The following is a 364-nucleotide window of genomic DNA, read 5'->3' as shown; positions in this document are numbered from 1 at the left end:
ATGCTATATGGAAAGCTTCATGATTCTACATAGTAAGTATGTAAACAAAGTGGAATCCTTTGTTATGAAAGGATTCCAAGTGTTATTTGTATCTATGTGTTTAGATAGCGATAGTGAGCTGTACCGCAACTCACGCACTCCCATTCTCTTATTCCAAGACCCGTCCTACCTTTCGGACTACTTGAGGTGATCTCACCACAGCACGAACAGATTTGGGTGGTATAGGCTTCATTGACTTCCTCAAACAATGCCCCTGCGTTCTCGCATTTATACTTGAGCAATGTTTTTAGTGCCGAAAACCCTGTATCTAAAACAGACTTTGCCATTTTAGTTTTGACTAGTTTCCTGGCACTTAAGTCACCCA

The 364-nt window shown here is 40.9% G+C and carries 1 protein-coding gene; it reads right to left on the bottom strand.

Annotated elements, in window-relative coordinates:
- Nucleotides 1-92: 92 nt before the first annotated feature.
- Nucleotides 93-364 (bottom strand): zinc ribbon domain-containing protein (locus tag ACTJIX_RS14885; protein WP_440611569.1); only part of this gene is annotated, 272 nt, incomplete at its 5' end.

The organism is Acinetobacter sp. 22323 (assembly GCF_052044895.1).
Lineage (GTDB): Bacteria > Pseudomonadota > Gammaproteobacteria > Pseudomonadales > Moraxellaceae > Acinetobacter > Acinetobacter schindleri.
The sequence above is the reverse complement of the archived record's forward strand: the minus strand, read 5'-3'. Positions and strand labels throughout refer to the sequence as shown.